Origin of the sequence: Compostimonas suwonensis (genome assembly GCF_002797855.1) — a bacterium.
Lineage (GTDB): Bacteria > Actinomycetota > Actinomycetes > Actinomycetales > Microbacteriaceae > Compostimonas > Compostimonas suwonensis.
This window is the reverse complement of record NZ_PGFB01000006.1, coordinates 87,373-106,099: the sequence shown is the minus strand read 5'-3', so window position 1 is coordinate 106,099 and position 18,727 is coordinate 87,373. Positions and strand designations below refer to the sequence as shown.

The following is an 18,727-nucleotide window of genomic DNA, read 5'->3' as shown; positions in this document are numbered from 1 at the left end:
GTAAATACCGTGTTTCGCACGGCTTCGGGTTTGCTTCGCAACACGTCGAAGAAGCCGTGGAGACCCTGGCCCCGCGAGGTCCGATGCGCTACTGCTCGGCGGTGAGGGCGATGAGACGCGACCGCGCCCTGAGGTACTTCTTGCGGTAACCCCCGCCGAGCATGTCGGCGGCGAAGACCTCGTCGAGCGGGAGGCCCGAGGCGAGAACCGGGATCTGCGCGTCGTAGACACGGTCGATGAACGCGACGAAGCGCAGGGCATCGGTCTGGCTCGTCAGCTCGTAGACGTCCGAGAGGGCGATCGCGTCGACACCGCGGATCATCTTGATGTAGCGCGAAGGGTGCACGCTCGCGAGGTGCGCGATCAGGCTGCCGAAGGCGTCGACCGTGACGGCTCGGCCGGCCGCGACCAGCCGGGCCACCTCGGAGTCGAGCCCCGCGGCATCCGTCGAGAGGGCGTGCCCGCTCGAATCCCGCTGCCGGTAGTCGACCCCGTCGATGCGGATCGTCTCGAAGTGGGCGGAGAGCGCCTGGATCTCGCGCAGGAAGTCGGCCGCCGCGAACCGCCCCTCGCCGAGAGAGTTCGGAGGGGTGTTGGATGTCGCGGCGATGCGGGTGCCCGAGGCGACGAGCTCCGACAGCAACCGGGTCATCATCATGGTGTCGCCCGGGTCGTCGAGCTCGAACTCGTCGATGCAGATCAGGGTCGCGCCCTTGAGCGACTCGACGGCGGCCGCGTAGCCGAGCGCGCCGACGAGCGCCGTGTACTCGATGAAGGTGCCGAAGTACTTGCGGCCGGGTGCGACGTGCCACAGGGCGGCGAGGAGGTGGGTCTTGCCGACGCCGAACCCGCCGTCGAGGTAGACGCCCGGCTTCGCCACGGCCTTCTTCCTGCGCGAGAAGAAGGGCTGCCGGGCCGCGCCTGCGACACCCCAGGCGCCCGCGAAGGCCCGCAGGGACTCGACGGCTCCGGCCTGCGTGGGGTACGCGGCATCCGGGCGGTACGACTCGAAGCTCGCGGTCTCGAACTGCCGGGGCGGCTGCAGCTCGGCCGCGATCTCCGCACCGGTGATGGTCGGCGTCACGCTCGAGAGGCTGAGGATCGTTCCGGACTGCTCTGACGTCATTCCTGGCTGCCTTGTGTGTCTCTGTCTTACGAATCGCGTGCGTGCGCGTGCGCATGCCGCGTAGATTCGAGGGTGGATGAGGATACAAGCCTAATCCGCCGCAGGTCCCATGTTTCACGCCCGAGAGGGCGCACGAGGAGGTATCCATGGCCGTCGACAACGACTCAGCCGCCAAGTTCGCCGAATACGCTCACCCCGAGCGGCTGGTCACCGCGGAGTGGCTCGAGAAACACCTCGGCGAACCGGGACTGGTCGTCGTCGAGTCCGACGAAGACGTGCTGCTCTACGAGACCGGGCACATTCCCGGCGCCGTCAAGATCGACTGGCACACCGACCTCAACGACCCCGTCGAGCGCGACTACATCGACGGCGCGCGCTTCGCCGCCCTGCTCGGCTCGAAGGGCATCGCCCGCGACACGACCGTGGTGATCTACGGCGACAAGAACAACTGGTGGGCGGCTTACGCGCTCTGGGTCTTCACCCTCTTCGGCCACGACGACGTGCGGCTGCTCGACGGCGGGCGCGACAAGTGGATCGCCGACGGCCGCGCGATCACGACGGAGGCCTCGACCCCGGCCGCCGTGGAGTACCCGGTCGTCGAGCGCGACGACACCGCCATCCGCGCCTTCAAAGACGACGTGCTCGCCCACCTGGGCAAGCCGCTCATCGACGTGCGCTCCCCCGAGGAGTACAGCGGCGAGCGCACGACCGCGCCCGCCTATCCCGAAGAGGGCACCCTGCGCGCCGGGCACATCCCGAGCTCGCAGAACGTGCCGTGGGCGAAGGCCGCGGCCGAGGACGGCACCTTCCGCGGCCTCGACGAGCTCAACGCGATCTACCGCGACGGCGCCGGCCTCGCCGACGGCGACGACGTCGTGGTGCTGTGCCGCATCGGCGAGCGGTCGAGCCACACCTGGTTCGTGCTCACCCACCTGCTCGGCTTCGAGGGCGTGCGCAACTACGACGGCTCGTGGACCGAGTGGGGCAGCGCCGTGCGCGTTCCCATCGTGAAGGGCTCCGAGCCCGGCGAGGTGCCGGCCCGCTAGCCCGAGCCTCAGACCAGTTCAGAGCAGATCAGCGGATGCCGGTCGCACGCCCCTCGAGGGCGGGGGCCGGCATCCGTCGTCTCAGTGTCGTCTCAGCGTCTGCTCACTGTCTGCTCAGACCGCGTCTGCTCAGACCTGCCCCGTCGCGGCCGGAGGTGGGATAATCGATGAGATGAGCGACACGACCCTTGCACCAGCCTTGGCGGAGATCAGGGACGACTTCCTCGCCCTCGAGCTGCCCGACCGCCTCCAGCTGCTCCTCGAGTTCTCGAACGAGCTGCCCGAGCTGCCGGAGCGCTACCGCGACCACCCCGACCTCTTCGAGCGGGTCGTCGAGTGCCAGTCGCCCGTCTTCATCTTCGTCGAGGTCGACGACGACCGTGTTGTGCACCTCTACGCGACCGCCCCGCGCGAGTCGCCGACGACGCGCGGCTTCGCCTCGATCCTCGTGCAGGGCCTCGCCGGTCTCACCGCCGAGGAGGTGCTCGCTGTGCCCGACGACTTCCCGCAGACGATCGGGCTCATGGAGGCCGTCTCGCCGCTGCGCATCCGCGGCATGACGGCGCTGCTCGGCCGCGCCAAGCGCCAGGTGCGCGAACGGATGTAGCGGGCTATCCCCGTTCGGGCTCGCCCTGCGCGAACCGCTCGAGCCACGAGGCGATCGACCCGTTCCAGTGCTCGCGGTCGTAGTTCCAGAGCTTGGTGTGCCGGGCGACCGACCACGGGTCGAAGGTCACGATGTCGGGGCGTTCGGCCGCGAGCGCCCTCGAGGCGTCGGAGGGCACGTAGCCGTCGTCGTCGCTGTGCATCAGGAGGACGGGCAGCGTGAGCTCCCCCGCGCGGCTCACGAAGTCGAGGCGCTTGAGGTCGATCGGCGCCGCGAGACCCGTGGCGAGGCCGCCGTGCCGGTGCGAGAGCAGCTCGAGGGTGCTCTCCTTCACGAGCCAGGGCAGACGGTAGCCGGTTCCCTGGAAGTCGAGGGTGCTCACCCAGTCGATCACGGGCGACTCCAGGACGAGCCCCTCGACGACACCCATCCGCGACGAGCGCGTGACGGTCTGCAGCACGATCGCGCCGCCCATCGACCAGCCCATGAGGATCACGTGCCGGGCGCCGTGGGCGACCGCGAAGTCGACGGCGGCCTCGACGTCCTGCCACTCGGTGTCGCCCAGGCCGTAGCGGCGGTCGCCGCTCGAGGGCGCGTCGCCGTCGTTGCGGTACGACACGAGCAGGCTCGTGTAGCCCTTCTCCCGGAACACGGGCACGGCCCGGATGCCCTCCGCGCGCGTCACCGCCCGACCGTGCACGATGACGACCCAGTGGTCTCCCCCCTCGGCGGAGGGCACGAGCCAGGCGGGCGCCGGGCCGAGAGGCGTCTCGATCTCGACGTCGTCGACGGGAAGCCCGAGGTCGCGCGGGTTCAGGTAGACCCAGCCGCTGAACCGCCCCTGCACACCCACGGCGAGCTCGCCGGAGTCGACTCCCAGCAGCTCGCGGGTGACCCTGTTCGACTGCGACGAGAGGATGTCCCCCACCCGAGCGTGCCCCCTGCCCTGCGCGAACCAGTAGCTGTACACGCCGGGCACGCGCGCGTCGGCCGACGCCGTGAGCACGATCTCGTGGGCGCCCGCGTCGATGCCCAGCACCCGGGTGTCCTCCGAGCGTCGCCGCGGCGGGGTCACCACGGCGCGGGCGAAGTACACCGAGACGGATGCCGCGGCCGCGACCACGAGGGCGAGCACCCCCACGATCCCGGCCAGGGCCGCCAGCGCCACCCCGACCGCGCGGGGGACCCTCCAGTACGCACGCTCACGAGCCGATCGCCGTCGCACCACGCCATCCCCCTTCGCGGGACCGTTCCCGCAGCCGTTCCCCGAGTCGTTCCCGCACTCGTTCCCCGAGTCGTTCCCGCAGTCGCCGCTCTCGGCCGTGCACGACGGCGTGCCTGCACACAACTGCCCGCAGAAAACTCTAGTCTTCAGGGGTGTCAGCATCCGCCACCGCACCCCGGACTCCCCCGGAGTTCCAGGCTGCGCTGGATTCCATCGCACGGGCCTCGACGCGTGCCGAACTCGTGATCCACGACATCGCCGCCCCCACGAGCCTGGCCCCGCACGCGACCGCGCTCGCGGCCGACGTCTCCCCCGCACGCCACTCCGCCGACTCCGAGCTCGGAACGGGGCGCTTCGTGCTGCTCTACGACTCCGACGAACCCGAGGCCTGGGGCGGGCCTTTCCGCATCGTGTGCTTCGCCCAAGCGCCCCTCGAGACCGACATCGGACTCGATCCCTTCCTCGCCGACGTGGCGTGGTCGTGGCTGGTCGACGCACTCGACACTCGCGGGGCGCGGTACACCGCGGCATCCGGAACCGCGACCAAGATCATCTCGACCGGTTTCGGCGAGCTCGCCCGGCAGGGTGACGGTGCGCAGATCGAACTGCGCGCCTCCTGGTCTCCGCTCGATCACGAGATCGCAGCACACGTCGAGGGGTGGGGCGAACTGCTCTGCATGCTCGCCGGTCTGCCGCCCGTGAGCGACGGAGTCAGCCTGCTCCAGACAAAACGGAATCAACGTGGCTGACCCGACTCTCGCTGACCATACTGTGATCGAAACCCGCGAGGACTACCTCGAGGCGGTGAAGGCGATCGCGGCGGGCCAGGGACCCATCGCGGTCGACGCCGAGCGCGCCTCGGGCTTCCGCTACTCGCAGCGCGCCTACCTCATCCAGATGTTCCGGCGGGATGCCGGCACCTTCCTCTTCGACCCCCCGGCCGTCGGGCGCTTCGACGAGCTCAACGACGTGATCGCCGGCGAGGAGTGGGTGCTGCACGCGGCGAGCCAGGATCTCACCTGCCTGCGCGAGGTCGGGCTCGATCCGACCCGGATCTTCGACACCGAGCTCGCGGCCCGCCTGCTCGGCATCCCCCGGGTCGGCCTCGGCGTCGTCGTCGAGGAGCTGCTCGGCATCCATCTCGCGAAGGAGCACTCGGCCGCCGACTGGTCGACCCGCCCGCTCCCCCAGTCGTGGCTGAGCTACGCGGCGCTCGACGTCGAGCTGCTCGTCGACCTCCGCGACAGCATCGACCAGCTGCTGAGCGAGGCGGGCAAGTCCGGCATCGCCCAGCAGGAGTTCGACGCCGTGCTCGCGAAGGAGCTGCGCGTCGTGCGTCAGGACCCGTGGCGGAGGCTCTCGGGGATACATTCCATCCGCGGCATCCGCAATCTGGCGGCCGCCCGTGAGCTGTGGCTGGCCCGTGACGCGCTCGCCCAAGAGCTCGACGTGTCGCCGGGGCGCCTCGTGCCCGACGCATCGCTCGTCGCGGCGGCGAAGGCCCTTCCTCCGACGAAGCGCGAGCTGGGCGCGTTGCGCGAGTTCACCGGCCGCGCGAGCCGCTCCGAGATCGATCGGTGGTGGGCGGCGATCGAGACCGGCCGCACCACCGACGACCTGCCCGTGGTCCGCAGCAACGGCGACACCCTGCCGCCGCCGCGCAGCTGGTCCGACAAGAACCCGGAGGCGGATGTGCGGCTCAAGGCCGCCCGGCAGGCCATCCTCGAGCGGGCGGAGGAGCTCACCATGCCCGTCGAGAACCTGCTGACGCCCGACACGCTGCGGCGCATCGCCTGGACGCCGCCCGAGGAGCTCGACGTGCAGACGATCTCCGCACGGCTCGAGGAGCTCGGCGCCCGCCCGTGGCAGCGCGAGGCGACCGCGGAGCTCATCGCGGAGGCCTTTGTAGAAGCCCGCCAATCGCCCGTGCCGAGCCCAGAATCCGCTTCGTAGGAACAGTCAAAGGATTCTCCCGCCCAGGGTGCCGACCATAGGATCGATAGCTGATCGAAGGGTTGGTGGCAGAGTGGCCGAAAGAGCTGACGTTGTCTTCGTCGACGGGGTTCGCACCCCGTTCGGGCGGGCCGGCGAAAAAGGCATGTATTGGAATACTCGAGCAGACGATCTCGTGGTGAAGGCCATGATCGGGCTCCTCGAGAGAAACCCGAACGTCCCCCACGACCGCATCGACGACGTGGCCATCGCGGCGACCACCCAGCAGGGCGACCAGGGTCTGACCCTCGGCCGCACGGCGGCGCTCCTGGCCGGTCTGCCGCAGTCGGTGCCCGGCTTCGCGATCGACAGGATGTGCGCGGGCGCCATGACGGCCGTCACGACCATGGGGTCGGCGATCGGCTTCGGCGCCTACGATCTCGCGATCGCGGGCGGCGTCGAGCACATGGGCCGGCATCCGATGGGCTTCGGGGCCGACCCGAACCCCCGGTTCCTCGCCGAGAAGCTCGTGGGCGAAGACGCGCTCGTCATGGGCGCGACCGCCGAGCGCATCCACGACCGCTTCCCGCAGCTCACGAAGGAGCGCTCAGACCGCTTCGCCCTGCGCAGTCAGCAGAAGGTCGCCGCCGCGTACGCGGCCGGCGCGATCCAGCCCGACCTGATCCCGGTCGCCATCCGCAGCGAGTCCGGCTGGGGCCTGGCCACGAAGGATGAGGCGCCCCGCCCCGACACGACCATGGAGGGCCTCGCGGGGTTGCGCACGCCCTTCCGCCCCCACGGCAGGGTGACCGCGGGCAACTCCTCCGGCCTCAACGACGGCGCGACGGCCGCTCTGCTCGCGAGCGCCGAGACCGCCTCCGAGCTCGGGCTGACCGCCAAGATGCGTCTCGTGAGCTTCGCCTTCGCGGGCGTCGAGCCCGAGATCATGGGCATCGGGCCCGTGCCCTCCACCGAGAAGGCGCTCCGCAAGGCGGGCCTCGGCATCGACGACATCGGGCTCTTCGAACTCAACGAGGCCTTCGCCGTTCAGGTGCTCTCCTTCCTCGATCACTTCGGCATCGACGACGACGATCCCCGGGTCAACGAGTACGGCGGCGCGATCGCGATCGGCCACCCGCTCGCCTCATCGGGCGTCCGGCTCATGAACCAGCTCGCCCGCCAGTTCGGCGAGCACCCCGAGGTGCGCTACGGCCTCACGGCCATGTGCATCGGCCTCGGCCAGGGCGGAAGCGTCGTCTGGGAGAACCCCAACTGGAACGGGAAGGCGTGACCGCGATGACCGACACTGCGACCAGCCACTACGCGACCATCGACTTCAGCGCCCTCGCGGCGCTCGCCGACGACGAGGTCGTCACGCACTCCTTCGTGCGCGACATCCCGCTCTCCGGGGGCAGGACCCTCGCGCTCGTGACCCTCGACAACGGCAAGGACCACACGCGCCCCAACACCCTGGGGCCGGCGACGCTCCTCGAGCTCGGCGCGACCTTCGACGCCCTGCGCGAGCGCGCGGGCCGCGGCGAGATCCACGGCGTCGCCGTGACGGGCAAGCCGTTCATCCTCGCGGCCGGCGCCGACCTCAGCAAGGTCAGCGAGATCCCGAACCGCGAGACCGCCAAGCAGATGGCACAGCTGGGTCACTTCGTGCTCGGCAAGCAGGCCGAGTTCGGAGTGCCCTCCTTCGTCTTCATAAACGGCCTCGCGCTCGGCGGCGGCGTCGAGATCGGCCTCAACGCCGACTACCGAACCGTGGATGCCTCGACCCCCGCGATCGCGCTGCCCGAGGTGTTCCTCGGCATCATCCCGGGCTGGGGCGGCGCCTACCTGCTGCCGAACCTCATCGGCATCGAGAACGCCCTCAAGGTCGTCGTCGAGAACCCGCTCAAGAACAACCGGATGCTCACGGGGCCGCAAGCCTTCGAGCTCGGCATGGCCGACGCGATGTTCGACTCCGTGAACTTCCTCGAGGACTCGATCCGCTGGGCCGACGGGGTCCTCTCCGGCGCGGTCACGGTCAAGCGCCCGAACGCACCGGGAAAGCTCGAGCGCGCGGTCAAGTGGGACGCCGCGATCTCGATCGCCCGCAAGACGCTCGAGAGCCGGATCGGCACGGTCGCCCGCTCGCCCTACGCCGCCCTCGAGCTCCTCAAGGCCGCCAAGAGCGGCACGAAGGCCGAGGGCTTCGCCCGGGAAGACGAGGTGCTCGCCGACCTCATCTCGGGCGACCAGTTCCGGGCCAGCATCTACGCCTTCAACCTCGTGCAGAAGCGCGCGAAGCGGCCGGCCGGGGCCCCCGACAAAGCGCTCGCGAAGCCCGTCACGAAGGTCGGCGTCATCGGCGCCGGGCTCATGGCGAGCCAATTCGCCCTGCTCTTCGTGCGCCGGCTGCGCGTTCCCGTGGTCATCACCGACCTCGACCAGGCTCGCGTCGACAAGGGCGTCGCCTACATCCACGACGAGATCGGCGCTCTTCTCGGCAAGGGCCGCATCTCACCCGACGAGGCGAACCGGCTGAAGGCCCTCGTGACCGGCACGACCGACAAGGCGCTCTTCGCCGACGCCGACTGGGTCATCGAGGCCGTCTTCGAGGAGCTCGGGGTGAAGCAGGACGTCTTCGCCGAGATCGAGAAGCACATCTCGCCGGAGGCGGTGCTCGCCACCAACACCTCTTCGCTCTCGGTCGAGCAGATCGGCGCGAAGCTCGAGCACCCCGAGCGCCTCGTGGGCTTCCACTTCTTCAACCCCGTCGCCGTGATGCCTCTCATCGAGGTCGTTCACACACCGCACACCGACGAGGCGACGCTCTCGACCGCGATGGTCACGGCCGCGAAGCTGCGCAAGAACGCCGTCATCACCCGCGACACCCCGGGCTTCGTCGTCAACCGCATCCTCGCCAAGCTGCTCGGCGAGGCGATGCACGCGGTCGAGACCGGCACCCCCTTCGAGGTCGTGGACGGCGCGATCGCCCCGTTCGGGCTGCCGATGACCCCGTTCGAGCTCCTCGAGCTCGTGGGGCTCACGGTCGGCGCCCACGTGCTCGACACCCATCACGCCGCGTTCCCCGACCGCTTCTACGGGAGCCCGGCGCTGCACAAGCTCGCCGACTACGGCCACGTGCTCGAGCGCGACTCGAAGGGACGGGTCAAGGGCTTCGACAAGGGGGCCGTCAAGCTCGTCTCCGGCGGCACGACGCCGATCACCGCCGAGGAGTTCCTGCGCCGGGTCGAAGACGGCCTGGCCGACGAGATCAAGCGCATGCTCGACGACGAGGTCGTGCACGGCCCCGAGGACATCGACCTGTGCATGATCCTCGGAGCCGGCTGGCCGTTCCAGATGGGCGGTGCCACGCCCTACCTCGATCGCGTCGGAGCGAGCGAGCGGGTCTTCGGCGACACCTTCCACCACCCGGTCATCCGCGGCACGGACTAGCTCCCTCGCCCCATCCTCCCGCTCTCCTCCCTCTGCTCTCCCCCTACTCAAAACGACGGAGATTCCGCCCATTTTGCCCCGAAAACGGCGTTTCGGGGCAATTGGGGGCGGAATCTCCGTCGTTTGCGGTTCGGACGCGGAGGGGACTAACGGTTGAGGGGGCTCATATCGGCGTAGCGATCGCCGACGGGCGCCTCGATCGCGTCGAGCGTCGCGAGCTGCTCGGGGGTGAGCTCGATGGCGTCGGCGGCCACGTTCTCCTCGAGCCGCTCGACGCGCTTCGTGCCCGGGATCGGGGCGATGTCGTCGCCCTGCGCGAGCAGCCAGGCGAGGGCGACCTGCGCGGGGGTCGCTCCGATCTCGGACGCGACGGCGTCGACCTGCTCGACGATCCTGATGTTCGCGGCGAGGTTCTCGCCCTCGAAACGCGGGTTGGCCCGGCGGAAGTCGTCCTCGTCGAGCTGGTCGAGGGATCGGATCGCGCCGGTGAGGAAGCCGCGGCCGAGCGGCGAGTACGGCACGAAGCCGATGCCCAGCTCGCGGAGCACGGGCAGGATCTCCGCTTCGGGGTCACGGGACCAGAGCGAGTACTCGGTCTGGAGGGCGGTCATCGGGTGCACGGCGTGAGCGCGCCGGATGGTGGCCGGCGCGGCTTCCGACAGTCCGTAGTGCCCGATCTTGCCCTCCGCGATGAGCTCGGCGAGTGCGCCGACGGTCTCCTCGACGGGCACGTCCGGGTCCATCCGGTGCTGGTAGTAGAGGTCGATGTGATCGGTCCCGAGCCGTGCGAGCGAGCCCTCGACCGAGAGCCGCACGTTCTCCGGGCTGCCGTCGAGACCGCGGGTCCCGTCGCCACGGTGCAGGATGGTTCCGAACTTGGTGGCGATGACCACCTGATCGCGCTTGCCCCTGAACGCCGCCCCCAGCAGCTCCTCGTTCAGGTACGGGCCATACATCTCGGCCGTGTCGAAGAAGGTGACCCCGAGGTCGATCGCACGGTGGAGGGTCCGCGTCGACTGCGCGTCGTCGGCTCCCGCTCCCGAGTAGAAGGCCGACATGCCCATGGCTCCGAGCCCGAGGCGCGAGACCTCGAGTCCGTTCGTTCCGAGAGTGATGTGCTTCATTATTGTCTTCCGGTCCTTTCTGAGTAGAGGGAGATCTTGTAGTCGATGGCGTGCAGGCTGCGCTGCATCTCCTCGAGCTGCGCGACCACGGTGATGCGGTGGCGCAGCAGCAGCTCCAGACGGTCGGCGTTCGTCGTGTCGCCCACCCGGGCGAGCTCGACGTACTCGCGGATGCGGGCGATCGGCATCGAGGTGGAGCGGAGCTTCGTGAGGAACACGACCCACCCGACATCCTGCTCGGTGTAGCGGCGATGGGTCGAGGACGCCCGGTCGACCGTCTCGAGCATGAGCCCTTCCCGCTCGTAGTACCGCAGGGTGTGTGTGGTCAGACCGGTTCGTTCCGCGACCTCCGAGATGGAGAGCCGCTCATCGAGAGTGGGCATACGGCAACGATAGGACTTCGAGCGCACTCGAAGTCAAACGGATGCCGCGACTGTCAGCGATGTCGGAGGCAGGGCATAGGGTCCCTGCCATGACCACCGCTCACGACTCCGCTCCCACCCCTGCCTCCGCTGTGACGCAGTACTACGTCGCCTCGAGCCTGGACGGCTTCATCGCCGATCCGCACGACAACCTCGACTGGCTCCTGCAGTTCGGTTTCGACGACTTCCAGGAGCACTACGACCGTTTTCTCGCGGATGTCGGCGCTCTGGTCATGGGCGCGGCCACCTACGAGTTCGTCCTCGGCGAGGGGCCGGAGGCGTGGACGTACGGAACGATGCCCGTCTGGGTGCTCACCCACCGCGAGCTGCCGAGCGTCGAGGGCGCGAACATCGTCTTCAGCGCCGAGCCCGTCGAGACCGTGCATCGCGACGCCCTGGCCGCGGCCGGCGGCAAGAACGTCTGGGTCATGGGCGGCGGCGATGTCGCGGCCCAGTTCGCCGACCGCGGTCTGCTCGACGAGATCTGGCTGAGCGTCATGCCGATCGTTCTGGGCGCGGGCAAACCGCTCCTCCCGGTCGCGAGCATCTCCCGGCCGCTCGAGCTCGTGCGCACGACGAGCTTCGATCTCGGAGCGATCGAGCTCGTGTACCGTCTGGGCCAGCGGTCTGGGCCAGAGGTTCTGCGCTAGCGGTTCTGCGCTAGCGCTCGGCGCCGGCGGAGCCGACCCGGCGCGCCACGTCGTCCGTGAGCGGGCGGGCGATCGGGATCTTGCTCCCGAGAACCTGGGCCACGACGTCGCGGGCGATGTGCTGGGGGGTGAGCCCCGCGCGTTCGAGGATCTGCTCGCGCGTCGCGTGGTCGAGGAACTCGTCGGGCAGCCCCAGCTCGGTGACCGCCGTGTCGACCCCGGCCTCGCGCAGATCCTGGCGGATGCGGGTGCCGATGCCCCCGACGCGGATGCCGTCTTCGATCGTCACGACGATGCGGTGCTCGCCGGCGAGCTCGACGACGGAACGCGGAACGGGCACCACCCAGCGAGGGTCGATCACGGTCGCACCGATGCCCTGTGCGCCCAGCCGGTCGGCCACCTGCAGCCCGAGCCCGGCCATGGAGCCGACCGTGACGATGAGCACGTCTTTCTGCTCCGTCTCGCGCAGCACGTCGACGCCGTCGGAGAGACGCTCGAGAGCGGGGATGCTCTCGCCCACCGAGCCCTTCGGGAATCGCACGACCGTCGGAGCGTCCGAGACGATGACGGCCTCGCCGAGCTCCTCGCGCAGCCGCGCCTCATCGCGCGGTGCGGCGAGGCGGATGTGCGGCACGACCTGGAGGATCGCGAGATCCCAGATGCCGTGGTGACTGGGGCCGTCGGGCCCGGTCACGCCGGAGCGGTCGAGCACGAAGGTGACGCCGGCCTTGTGCAGGCCGACATCCATGAGCACCTGGTCGAAAGCCCGGTTCATGAAGGTCGCGTACACCGCGACGACAGGATGCAGGCCGCCGAAGGCGAGGCCCGCGGCCGAGGTGACGGCGTGCTGCTCGGCGATGCCCACGTCGTGCACCCGCGCGGGGAACCGCTCGGCCATCTTGTGCAGTCCCGTCGGCCGCAGCATCGCGGCCGTGATGCCGACGATCCGGTCGTCCCCCTCGGCGAGGCGCACGATCTCGTCGGCGAAGACGCCCGTCCAGGAGACCCCTCCGCTGGCCGAGATCGGCTCCCCCGTCTCGGGGTCGATCTGGCCGACGGCGTGGAACTGGTCGGCGACGTCGCGGATGGCCGGCTCGTAACCGCGGCCCTTCTGGGTGATCGCGTGCACGATCACGGGCTGGCCGTAGTCCTTCGCCTGCTGGAGCGCGAGCTCCATGGCCTGCTCGTCGTGCCCGTCGACGGGGCCGAGGTACTTGATGTCGAGGTTGGAGTACAGCGCCTCGTTGTTGGAGGCGCGGCTCAGGAAGCCGTGCATAGCGCCGCGGAGCCCGCGGTAGAAGGCCCGGCCCGGAGTGCCGAGCCTGTCGAAGGCACGACGGCTCGAATGGTAGAGGTCGCGATAGGAGGGGCGGGTGCGCACCGAGTTGAGGAAGCGCGCCATCCCGCCGATCGTCGGCGCATAGGAGCGCCCGTTGTCGTTGACGACGATCACGAGGTTGCGCGTGTTGTCGTCGCTGATGTTGTTGAGGGCCTCCCAGGTCATGCCGCCCGTGAGGGCGCCGTCGCCGACGACGACGACCACGTGGCGATCGCGCTGGCCCGTCATCTCGAAGGCGCGCGAGATGCCGTCGGCCCACGAGAGGGAACTCGAGGCGTGCGAGCTCTCGACGATGTCGTGCACCGACTCCGAGCGCTGCGGGTAGCCGGCGAGCCCGCCGCGCTGGCGGAGACGGCTGAAGTCCTGGCGGCCCGTGAGCAGCTTGTGCACGTAGGACTGGTGGCCCGTGTCGAAGACGATCGCGTCCTTCGGCGAGTCGAAGACGCGGTGGATCGCGATCGTCGTCTCGACGACGCCGAGGTTCGGCCCCAGATGCCCGCCGGTCTTCGAGACCTCGCGGACGAGGAACTCCCGGATCTCCTCGGCCAGTTGACCGAGCTCGTCTTTCGAGAGGGCATCCAGATCGCGAGGACCGGAGATCGTCTCGAGAAGAGTCATTCCTGTCTGCCTTTCGACCGGGCCCGCGCTGCGAGCCGCTCCGAAGAGTCTACGCGTCCGGCTGCTCGCGGGCTGGGTATCGACCCAGCCCGCGAGTCTCGCGGACTATGCGACGAGCGAGCGCAGGACGTACTGCAGGATGCCGCCGTTGCGGTAGTAGTCGGCCTCACCGGGGGTGTCGATGCGGACGACCGCGTCGAACTCGATCGTCTGCTTGCCCTCGGGCGAGTCCTCGGTGGGCTCGGCGACGACGCGCACGGTCTTGGGGGTCGTTCCCTCGTTGAGCTCCTCGAGCCCCGTGATCGTGACCCGCTCGGTTCCGTCGAGCCCGAGCGAGGCCCAGGTCTCGCCGTCCGGGAACTGCAGGGGCACGACGCCCATGCCGATGAGGTTGGAGCGGTGGATGCGCTCGAAGCTCTCCGTGATGACCGCCTTGACGCCGAGGAGGCTCGTGCCCTTCGCCGCCCAGTCGCGCGACGAGCCGGAGCCGTACTCCTTGCCGCCGAAGATCACGAGCGGGGTCCCCTCGGCCTGGTAGTGCTCCGAGGCGTCGTAGATGAACGACTGCGGGCCGCCGGCCTGGGTGAAGTCGCGGGTGTAGCCGCCCTCGACCCCGGCGCCGTCGTTGACGTCTTTCAGCAGCTGATTGCGCAGGCGGATGTTCGCGAAGGTGCCGCGGATCATGACCTCGTGGTTGCCGCGGCGCGAGCCGTAGGAGTTGTAGTCCTTGCGGTCCACGCCGTGGGCGTCGAGGTAGTGGCCGGCGGGGCTGTCGGCCTTGATCGAGCCGGCCGGGCTGATGTGGTCGGTCGTGACCGAGTCGCCGAGCGTCGCGAGCACACGAGCGCCGCGGATGTCGGTGACCGGCGTGGTCTCGATCGTCATGCCGTCGAAGTACGGGGGCTTGCGCACGTAGGTCGACTCCGCATCCCACTCGAAGGTCGCGCCCTCGGGGGTCGGGAGCGAGCGCCAGCGCTCGTCGCCGTCGAAGACGCCCGAGTACTCGTGGGTGAACATGTCGGTGGAGATCGACTCATCGATCGTCTTCTGCACCTCTGCGGCGTCCGGCCAGATGTCGCGCAGGAAGACCTCCGAGCCGTCGGTGTCGACGCCCAGGGCGTCTTTCTCGAAGTCGAAGTTCATCGAGCCGGCGAGGGCGTAGGCGATCACGAGGGGCGGGCTCGCGAGGTAGTTCATCTTCACGTCGGGGTTGATGCGCCCCTCGAAGTTGCGGTTACCCGAGAGCACGGCAGTGACGGCGAGGTCGTTGTCTTGCACGGCCTGCGAGATCTCGTCGAGCAGCGGGCCGGAGTTGCCGATGCAGGTGGTGCAGCCGTAGCCGACCGTGTAGAAGCCGAGGTCTTCGAGGTAGGCGGTGAGCCCGGCCTTCTCGTAGTAGTCGGTGACGACCTTGGATCCCGGCGCGAGGGTGGTCTTGACCCACGGCTTGGCCTTGAGGCCCTTGTTGCTCGCGTTGCGGGCCAGGAGGCCGGCGGCGAGCATGACCGAGGGGTTCGAGGTGTTCGTGCACGAGGTGATCGCGGCGATCGCGACCGCTCCGTGGTCGAGGGTGAAGGAGGAGCCGTCGTCGAGGGTCACGGGCGAGGGGTGCGAGTGGTTCTCGGGAGCGTGGCTCGCGTGGTGGTGCGACTCGTGGCTGCCGTGCGAGACGCCGTGCGCCGACTCCTCGTCCTGCGGGGTGAAGCCGAGCGGGTCGGAGGCGGGGAAGGTGCCCTCCACTGCCGCGTCGACGCGCGAGATCGAGACGGAGGCGTAGTCGCCCAGGTCGTGCTCGAACTGCGCCTTGGCGACGCTGAGCTCGATGCGGTCCTGCGGGCGCTTCGGCCCGGCGATCGACGGAACGACGGTCGCGAGGTCGAGCTCGAGGTACTCGCTGTAGGCGGGCTCGGCGTCGGCGTCGTGCCAGAGGGTCTGGAGCTTCGCGTACTCCTCGACGAGCGTGACCTGCTCCTCGCTGCGGCCCGTGAGGCGCAGGTAGTCGAGCGTCACGTCGTCGATGGGGAACATGGCGGCGGTCGAGCCGAACTCGGGGCTCATGTTGCCGATGGTGGCGCGGTTGGCGAGCGGAACCTGCGCGACGCCCGATCCGTAGAACTCGACGAACTTGCCGACCACGCCGTGCTTGCGCAGCATCTGCGTGATCGTGAGCACGACGTCCGTCGCGGTCACGCCCGTGGGGATGGCGCCCGAGAGCTTGAAGCCGACGACCTTGGGGATGAGCATCGAGACGGGCTGGCCGAGCATCGCGGCCTCGGCCTCGATACCGCCGACGCCCCAGCCGAGAACGCCGAGGCCGTTGACCATCGTCGTGTGCGAGTCGGTGCCCACGAGGGTGTCGGGGTAGGCGCGGAGCACGCCGCCGACGGTGCGGGTGTAGATGACGCGTGCGAGGTACTCGATGTTGACCTGGTGCACGATGCCGGTTCCCGGCGGGACGACCTTGAAGTCCTCGAACGCGGTCTGGCCCCAGCGGAGGAACTGGTAGCGCTCGCCGTTGCGCTCGTACTCGAGCTCGACGTTGCGCTCGAGGGCGTTCTCGGTGCCGAAGAGGTCGGCGATGACGGAGTGGTCGATGACGAGCTCGGCGGGCGCGAGCGGGTTGACCTTGGTCGGGTCTCCCCCGAGGTCGGCGACGGCCTCGCGCATGGTGGCGAGGTCGACGATGCAGGGGACGCCCGTGAAGTCCTGCATGACGACGCGCGCCGGCGTGAACTGGATCTCGGTGTCGGGCTCCGCCGTGGGCACCCAGTCGCCGATCGCACGGATGTGCGCCTCGGTGATGTTCGCGCCGTCCTCCGTGCGGAGCAGGTTCTCGAGGAGCACCTTGAGGCTGAACGGGAGCTTCTCGTAACCGGCGACCCTGTCGATTCTGAAGACCTCGTAGTCCGTGGACCCGACTCGCAGGGTGTCTTTGGCCCCAAAACTATTCACAGCAGACACAGTTGCCCTCTCCTTCGCTGGCGCGGGCGGACGATCACCCGGTACACAGTTCATCTTTGTTGCCGGATGGAGCGTTCTGCCAGCAAGGCTACCCTAAGCAGAATTCGCCGCAGAGCCCCGGCCGAACGTCCCTATTTATCTCGACGTCAAGATAATTCTAGCATCGGACGACACTCATCCGCGGCACCCGCGCGCGACCCGTGCGGGTCCATACGGCACTCGTGCGGCACTCGTACGGCACTCGTGCGGCATCTGCTCGACGCGCTCAGGCGGTCGTGCCCTGCGACTCGGCGACCGGCTTCGCGTAGACCGCGCGGATGAGCAGCCACGACACGATGAGCAGCGGAGCGTAGAGGGGCAGCCCCATGATCAGGCGCGTCGCGCCCAGCCACTCGATGTTCTGCGCGTAGTAGAGAGGCAGCTGCACCGCGAGCCGGGCGGCGAAGAGGCCGACCCAGCAGAGCGTCACGATCTGGAAGACCCGGCGCTTGGCCGGCACCTTCTTCCACTCGACGCCGTCGCCCATCAGGAAGCCCACGGCGACCCCGATGAGCGGCCAGCCGACGAGCACCGAGATGAGCAGGCCCGCGCCGTAGGCGGCGTTGGTCCAGAAGCCCGAGAGGTAGTAGTCCTCCGCACGGCCCGACCAGAGGGCGAGCACGGCGGAGATGGCGATGCCGGCGAGGCCGCCGAGCGCCTGCGTGAGCGGCTGCTTCTGCACGACGCGCACGACCGAGAAGACCACTCCGATGACGACGGGGGCCACGATCGAGAGCACGAGGTTCTGGGTGATCGTGTAGATGACCACGAAGAGGAGGCCGGGGAGCACGGCCTCGAGGATGCCGCGCACTCCGCCGATGGCGCGAAGCAGCGTGCGCCCGTCGGTGGCCTTGCCGTCCACCGCCTCGGCGAAGCCCGCGCGCCGGGCGGCCTCGGCCATGCTCTGCGCGAAGGTCGCGGTGGCGGGCGCGTCCGGAGTGACGGGCGCGCCAGGAGCCGCCGAGGCGTCCGGAGCCGCCTGTGCGTCGTCGGCGTCGGGTGCAGGCTCGTGCTGAGACATCCGCTGAACCTAGCTGCTGGCTTCGTTCGACGGCGTCGAGCCGTCTGCGCTGGCGGCCGGCGGCATCCGGAGCGGGATGAGGTCGCGCGGCGGCATGGGCGCCGTGCCGCGCACCACGACGATGCTGCGGAAGAGGTCTTCGACCTGCTCGGCGGCCTCGGGCTTGATCGCGGCCTCGCCGGCGATCACACCGCGCAGGAACCAACGGGGGCCGTCGACCCCGATGAAGCGGGCCAGGCGGGTTCCGCCGCCGCCGGATGCCGCGGCCACGGGGATCTCGGCGACGAGCTCCGGGCCGAAGACGCCCTCGCGCTCGGTCGTCGTGCCGCCCTGCTTCGCGATCTGCTCGGAGATCTGCTCGCGGATCTCGTGCCAGAGGCCGGACGACCGCGGTGCGGCGAACGGCTGCACCTGGAGGGTCGAGCCGGCGTAGTCGAGGCCGACGGCGACGACGCGCTGCGTGCCCTCCTCGACCTCGAGCCGCAGGTGCAGGCCCTCGCGGGGCACGATCTTCACGCCGCCCAGGTCGACGTAGGGCCGTACGGCGTTCGCCTCGTTCTCGTCGAAGGGGCCTTCCTCGGCCCGGTTCTCGGGCGCGGACTTCGCCGCGACCGCGGCCGCGGTCGCGTCGCCCGCGGGGATCTGCTCGACGTTCTCGTTCACGGCGTCGTTGTTGCCAGTGTCACTCATGTGCTGTCACTCCCTGTCCGGCCGATGCGGAGTAGCCGGTGGATCCGAACCCGGATTCGCCACGGTGGCTTCCGGGAAGTGTGTCGACCTCGATGAAGCGCGCCCGGCTCACCGGCATGACGATGAGCTGCGCGATCCGATCGCCGACCGCGACAGAGTACGGCATCGAGGTGTCCGTGTTGAGAAGCGCGACCCGGATCTCGCCGCGGTAGCCGGCATCCACGGTGCCCGGCGAGTTCACGATCGTGATGCCGTGCTTGGAGGCGAGGCCGCTGCGCGGCACGACGAAGGCAGCGTAGCCGTCGGGCAGGGCGATGGCGACCCCCGTGCCCACGGTGCGCCGCTCACCCGGGGCGAGGACGAACTCCTCGGTCGAGCACAGATCGGCTCCGGCGTCTCCGGGATGCGAATAGTTCGGCACGGGAGACCCCGTGATGAGCACGTCGACGAAATCTGTCACGTGTCGAGGGTAGTGCAGAA

General features: G+C 69.5%; 16 protein-coding genes. 7 read left to right on the top strand and 9 right to left on the bottom strand.

The window, feature by feature from the left end; translation table 11 throughout:
• Positions 1 to 88: 88 nt before the first annotated feature.
• Positions 89 to 1,126: a cell division protein ZapE gene (gene zapE / locus CLV54_RS16020; RefSeq protein ID WP_100346009.1), complete on the bottom strand. Its 1,038-nt coding sequence runs from the start codon at positions 1,124 to 1,126 to the stop codon at positions 89 to 91.
• A 146-nt stretch (positions 1,127 to 1,272) separates the two neighbouring features.
• On the opposite strand from zapE, the gene CLV54_RS16015 reads away from it, so the two are divergent.
• Complete coding sequence (locus tag CLV54_RS16015; RefSeq protein ID WP_100346008.1) at positions 1,273 to 2,172, top strand: sulfurtransferase; 900 nt, start codon at positions 1,273 to 1,275, stop codon at positions 2,170 to 2,172.
• Positions 2,173 to 2,344: 172 nt separating this feature from the next.
• Complete coding sequence (locus tag CLV54_RS16010) at positions 2,345 to 2,779, top strand: SufE family protein (RefSeq protein WP_100346007.1); 435 nt, start codon at positions 2,345 to 2,347, stop codon at positions 2,777 to 2,779.
• Positions 2,780 to 2,783: 4 nt separating this feature from the next.
• On the opposite strand, the gene CLV54_RS16005 is transcribed toward CLV54_RS16010, so the two are convergent.
• Complete coding sequence (locus CLV54_RS16005) at positions 2,784 to 4,007, bottom strand: alpha/beta hydrolase family protein (protein WP_157803032.1); 1,224 nt, start codon at positions 4,005 to 4,007, stop codon at positions 2,784 to 2,786.
• A gap of 149 nt (positions 4,008 to 4,156) precedes the next feature.
• On the opposite strand from CLV54_RS16005, the gene CLV54_RS16000 reads away from it, so the two are divergent.
• From CLV54_RS16000 to CLV54_RS15985, 4 genes are all read left to right on the top strand, one after another.
• Positions 4,157 to 4,753 carry a DUF3000 domain-containing protein gene (locus tag CLV54_RS16000; RefSeq protein ID WP_100346005.1) on the top strand — a complete coding sequence of 199 codons (597 nt, stop codon included), beginning with the start codon at positions 4,157 to 4,159 and terminating at the stop codon, positions 4,751 to 4,753.
• A 22-nt stretch (positions 4,754 to 4,775) separates the two neighbouring features.
• Positions 4,776 to 5,957 carry an HRDC domain-containing protein gene (locus CLV54_RS15995; RefSeq protein WP_245861782.1) on the top strand — a complete coding sequence of 394 codons (1,182 nt, stop codon included), beginning with the start codon at positions 4,776 to 4,778 and terminating at the stop codon, positions 5,955 to 5,957.
• Positions 5,958 to 6,030: 73 nt separating this feature from the next.
• A complete protein-coding gene (locus CLV54_RS15990) occupies positions 6,031 to 7,227 on the top strand; it encodes a thiolase family protein (RefSeq protein WP_100346003.1) in 1,197 nt (398 codons plus the stop codon).
• 5 nt (positions 7,228 to 7,232) lie between these two features.
• Positions 7,233 to 9,383, top strand: a complete 2,151-nt coding sequence (locus CLV54_RS15985) for a 3-hydroxyacyl-CoA dehydrogenase NAD-binding domain-containing protein (RefSeq protein WP_100346061.1) — start codon at positions 7,233 to 7,235, stop codon at positions 9,381 to 9,383.
• A 146-nt stretch (positions 9,384 to 9,529) separates the two neighbouring features.
• Here CLV54_RS15985 and CLV54_RS15980 read toward each other — a convergent pair whose 3' ends face one another.
• Positions 9,530 to 10,507 (bottom strand): aldo/keto reductase, encoded by a 978-nt coding sequence (locus CLV54_RS15980; RefSeq protein ID WP_100346002.1) that lies wholly within the window; start codon positions 10,505 to 10,507, stop codon positions 9,530 to 9,532.
• Positions 10,507 to 10,890 (bottom strand): MerR family transcriptional regulator, encoded by a 384-nt coding sequence (locus CLV54_RS15975; RefSeq protein WP_100346001.1) that lies wholly within the window; start codon positions 10,888 to 10,890, stop codon positions 10,507 to 10,509. The genes CLV54_RS15980 and CLV54_RS15975 overlap by 1 nt, the downstream gene beginning before the upstream one ends.
• An 89-nt stretch (positions 10,891 to 10,979) precedes the next feature.
• Between CLV54_RS15975 and CLV54_RS15970 the strand changes: the two genes are divergently transcribed.
• Entirely contained in the window at positions 10,980 to 11,579 is a 600-nt protein-coding gene (locus CLV54_RS15970) for a dihydrofolate reductase family protein (protein WP_100346000.1), read from the top strand.
• A gap of 10 nt (positions 11,580 to 11,589) precedes the next feature.
• Here the strand turns inward: CLV54_RS15970 and dxs are convergent, their stop codons facing one another.
• The 5 genes from dxs to dut all read right to left on the bottom strand — a co-directional run bounded on the left by dxs (position 11,590) and on the right by dut (position 18,707).
• Positions 11,590 to 13,536 carry a 1-deoxy-D-xylulose-5-phosphate synthase gene (gene dxs, locus CLV54_RS15965; RefSeq protein ID WP_100345999.1) on the bottom strand — a complete coding sequence of 649 codons (1,947 nt, stop codon included), beginning with the start codon at positions 13,534 to 13,536 and terminating at the stop codon, positions 11,590 to 11,592.
• Between the two features lie 105 nt (positions 13,537 to 13,641).
• The gene (acnA, locus tag CLV54_RS15960; RefSeq protein WP_100345998.1) at positions 13,642 to 16,497 is read right to left on the bottom strand and encodes an aconitate hydratase AcnA; all 2,856 of its coding nucleotides are present in this window, start codon (positions 16,495 to 16,497) and stop codon (positions 13,642 to 13,644) included.
• 265 nt (positions 16,498 to 16,762) lie between these two features.
• Positions 16,763 to 17,557, bottom strand: a complete 795-nt coding sequence (locus tag CLV54_RS15955; RefSeq protein ID WP_100345997.1) for a DUF3159 domain-containing protein — start codon at positions 17,555 to 17,557, stop codon at positions 16,763 to 16,765.
• Positions 17,558 to 17,566: 9 nt separating this feature from the next.
• Positions 17,567 to 18,247 carry a DUF3710 domain-containing protein gene (locus CLV54_RS15950; RefSeq protein ID WP_100345996.1) on the bottom strand — a complete coding sequence of 227 codons (681 nt, stop codon included), beginning with the start codon at positions 18,245 to 18,247 and terminating at the stop codon, positions 17,567 to 17,569.
• Positions 18,240 to 18,707, bottom strand: a complete 468-nt coding sequence (dut, locus tag CLV54_RS15945) for a dUTP diphosphatase (RefSeq protein ID WP_100345995.1) — start codon at positions 18,705 to 18,707, stop codon at positions 18,240 to 18,242. Before dut ends, CLV54_RS15950 begins: the two co-directional genes overlap by 8 nt.
• Positions 18,708 to 18,727: the final 20 nt, after the last annotated feature.